The organism is Streptomyces sp. NPDC050448, from assembly GCF_040655295.1.
Lineage (GTDB): Bacteria > Actinomycetota > Actinomycetes > Streptomycetales > Streptomycetaceae > Streptomyces.
This window is the reverse complement of sequence record NZ_JBFAJR010000108.1, coordinates 1-3312: the sequence shown is the minus strand read 5'-3', so window position 1 is coordinate 3312 and position 3312 is coordinate 1. Positions and strand designations below refer to the sequence as shown.

At 69.4% G+C, this 3312-nt stretch carries 4 protein-coding genes; 1 reads left to right on the top strand and 3 read right to left on the bottom strand.

Going from position 1 to position 3312, the window contains the following annotated elements; translation table 11 throughout:
- Positions 1 to 510: 510 nt before the first annotated feature.
- Positions 511 to 1101: a dihydrofolate reductase family protein gene (locus AB0I68_RS38855; RefSeq protein WP_363182165.1), complete on the top strand. Its 591-nt coding sequence runs from the start codon at positions 511 to 513 to the stop codon at positions 1099 to 1101.
- A 143-nt stretch (positions 1102 to 1244) separates the two neighbouring features.
- Here AB0I68_RS38855 and AB0I68_RS38850 read toward each other — a convergent pair whose 3' ends face one another.
- The 3 genes from AB0I68_RS38850 to AB0I68_RS38840 form a co-directional block, all read right to left on the bottom strand.
- On the bottom strand, positions 1245 to 2051 hold the full coding sequence (locus AB0I68_RS38850) for a hypothetical protein (RefSeq protein WP_363182164.1): 807 nt from the start codon (positions 2049 to 2051) through the stop codon (positions 1245 to 1247).
- Between the two features lie 471 nt (positions 2052 to 2522).
- Positions 2523 to 2813 carry a hypothetical protein gene (locus tag AB0I68_RS38845; protein WP_363182163.1) on the bottom strand — a complete coding sequence of 97 codons (291 nt, stop codon included), beginning with the start codon at positions 2811 to 2813 and terminating at the stop codon, positions 2523 to 2525.
- A complete protein-coding gene (locus AB0I68_RS38840; protein WP_363182162.1) occupies positions 2810 to 3166 on the bottom strand; it encodes a DUF6247 family protein in 357 nt (118 codons plus the stop codon). The genes AB0I68_RS38845 and AB0I68_RS38840 overlap by 4 nt, the downstream gene beginning before the upstream one ends.
- Positions 3167 to 3312: the final 146 nt, after the last annotated feature.

Genomic DNA, 3312 nt, shown 5'->3' with positions numbered 1-3312 from the left:
AGTTCTCAAGGAACGGACGCTTCCTTTGTACTCACCCTCTCGGGCTTTCCTCCGGGCTTTCGTTCTTGCGTTTCCGACTCTATCAGACTCTTTCGTGTCCGATTCCCGGTCGAAGCGGGATTTGCTTTCCAGTTCTCCGCTTTCGCGTTTCCCTTTCCGGCGAGTCCGACTCTATCAGAAGTTTTCCACCGGATTTCCCGGCTTCAGGTTCCTGGATGAGGAGTCGAGTACGCACCCGCAGAATTTGATTCCGGGGTGCGAGGGGTCTTGCTGTTGGCTGCCGAACTTGTCCAGTTCCAGGCAACCGCCCAACCCTACAACTGGGCCTCCGAGGTGTCAAAACGAGCAGCCACAGGGGCTCCGACCTGCGGTTTCGCCAGGTACCGGCCTGCACGCCGGGCCGAGGTTCCCGTAGTCCCCGCGACACGTACGCGTGCGAGCGATGATTTCCGGGCGGCGCAGCAGTCTTCATGCCGTACGCACCCGGAATGAGGATGAGGAGCGAGTCCCATGCGCATCGTGGTCACCGAGTTCATGAGCCTGGACGGCGTCGTGCAGGCGCCGGGTGGACCCGAGGAGGACACCGATGGCGGGTTTGCCCACGGTGGCTGGTCGCACCCGTTCTTCGACGCCGAGGTGGTGGGCGGTGCCTTCAGCGACGCGCTGAGCAAGGCCGAGGCGCTGCTGTTCGGGCGGCGTACGTGGCAGACGATGGCCGCGGCCTGGCCCGAGCGGGCCGGCGACCCGTTCGCCGACCGCATGAACGCCATCCCGAAGCACGTGGTCTCCCAGACCCTGGGCGCCGACCAGCTGTCGTGGAACAACACCACGCTCATCCCCGGGGACAAGGCCGTCGCCGGCATCCGCGAGCTCCACGAGCGCGAGGGCGGCGACCTGGCGGTCATGGGCAGCCCCACGCTCGTACGCACCCTGCTGAGCGAGGGCCTGGTCGACGAGCTCTGCCTCATCGTCATGCCGGTGCTCCTCGGCGGCGGAAAGTCGATCTTCCCCGCCGACGGTGCACAACGCAGGCTCGAGCTGGTCTCCGCGGTCACCGGCCCCACCGGCGTCCAGGTGTGCACGTACCGCCCGGCCGGCTAAGGGTGTCCGGGCCCGTCGCCTTGAGTTGGGCTCCCTGGCCGTCCGCCGGGACGGCCGGCAGCATCCATTCGTACGCACCGTTGAGGACGGTGCGACCGGACTGGTCCTTCCCGTTCCAGGACAGGTCGATCGCGCCGCGCGTTTCACCGCCGCTGCGCAGGACGGCAGAGACACCCGAGGTCTTGTTTCGCACGATCAGCCTCCAGCGGGCCTGTCGGCCGCTCGGGTTCTTGGCGTCGAAGGTCCGGGAACGTTCTGGTCGATCGCCGCGAGCGGGGAGGCAGCGCCGGTGACTCCGACGACGTGAGCCGTCTCGTCCCGGTCGAGGTAGGCCGGACGGCGCCGAAGCGGTCGACGGCCCAGCCGAGGCTGCAGCCGCCCACGTGCCCCTCGGCCTGGTGCTCCCTCTCCGCTTTGCCGGAGCGCAGGTTGTAGACGTTGAGGCCCTGGTTGTGCTGGATCACGGAGCCGTCGCCGAGCTGCACGCTGCCGAGGGGACGCTCGGAGACGAAGGACAGGGGGAGCCGCTGCCCTGACGGCACGTGGTACGCGGCCGCCCCGGCGCCGTCGGAGGAGCAGGCCGAGTAGAACCAGTCGCCGTCGGCCTGGAGCTCGTACGGACGGCAGCCCGACCCCAGGTCGACGCGGCGGGTGATCTGGCCGGTCCGCAGATCCGTCGCGGCCACGACCCCCTCGTCGCCTTCGGGCTGCCAGAGCAGGGAGCCCCACAGCCCCGCGCTCGAGGCGGGCTTGATGTCGAGGACCAGCAGCCGCTGGGGCTCGTTCTCCGGTGCGTTGACGAGCAGATGGCGGCCGGAGGCGCTGACGATAGAGGAGTGCCGGAGTTGGCCGGGCAGTTTCACGGTGTGGTGGGAACCGCCGGTGCGGGCCTCCCGGACGTGCACCGTCACCGCACACCCGGAGGAACACTCCGTCCTGTCGGTCGACATCCCGACGATCCGGCCGTCGCCTGTGGCCGCGTTCCCGCCGCCCCGGCTGGCCGCACCGGGACAGAAGGGGTCGCTCTTCGAGTGGTCACAGCGCCAGACGGGGTCCTGGGTGCGATCGACAGCGGGCCCGCGACCGACGCCCGGCAGCCCAGGACGGACTCGGTGCTGCCGACATGCAGTGCGGAGAGATCGCCCTGGGCGAAGGCGATGCTCCTGCGGTCCACGGGCCTGGGCGGAACGGCCAGCGCCTCCTGCACCCGCAGGGCGCCCTGGGCGTCCGCGGAGATGCGGTGGATGGCCCAGCGGCTGCTGCCGTTGCGAGCGCGCCGCGTGCGTCCGAAGCCGGCGAAGGACCCCATCGCCCCGACGCCCGCTACCGGCACGTCGACCGTAGCAACGGGGGGATGGCACACCATCGGGTGCGGCGGAGGCGGCTGCCGCAGGCAGGGAGCGCGTCCACGGCGTGGTTGATCAGAGGTTGACCCGCTTCAGGTGGACCCGGCTGCGGTGAGGGATCGTCTGGTACCAGAGCATCAGATGCTCGTCCTCGTACGTGCGCAGCCGCATGGGGCTGGGGTCTTCGTAGAGGCTGCCGTCCTTGGGGTCGATTCCCATGGAGGCCAGATCCACGAGGCCGTCCATGACGGCACCGACCGTCTTCTGGTGCTCGGCGGCCATGTCGCCGAGCACCCACAGGCGGCTGGGATCGCACTCCCACGCCCAGCCGGCCTCGTTCTCGACTCCCTCACCCCGCAGGGTCACCGACCGATCTCCCGCTGGGCTTCGGCGAGGATCCGGCTGCTGGTCTCCATCGCGGCTTGGAACTCCGCTTCCGTGGCGTCCGGGTCGCCGGCGGTGCGCTCGGCCTCGAGCAGCGCCGCCGAGCGCGCGGGCCAGCGGTGGATGGCCACGTGCGTCGCCCACTTGATCAGGAAGAAGCGGAGCGGGTTGATGGCACCCGTCTCCGCGGCACGGTCGAACGCCGCGTGGCATTCCCTGTCGAACTCGGCGAGGTGCGGCATGTCGATCCTGCGCACGGCGTCCCGCAGGGCTTCGCGCGTCATGGCCGGCTGGGGGACGAGCGGGCCGTCGTCCTCGAGGTGCTGTGCTGTCATCGTGCCTCCAGGGGAACGCTGGCCACGATACCGAGCGGCTCTGTCGGAAGCCCCCTGAACGCAGAAAAGCCCCGCACCATAAGGTGCGGGGCTTTCCCACAATGATTGTTCGGCGGCGTCCTACTCTCCCACAGGGTCCCCCCTGC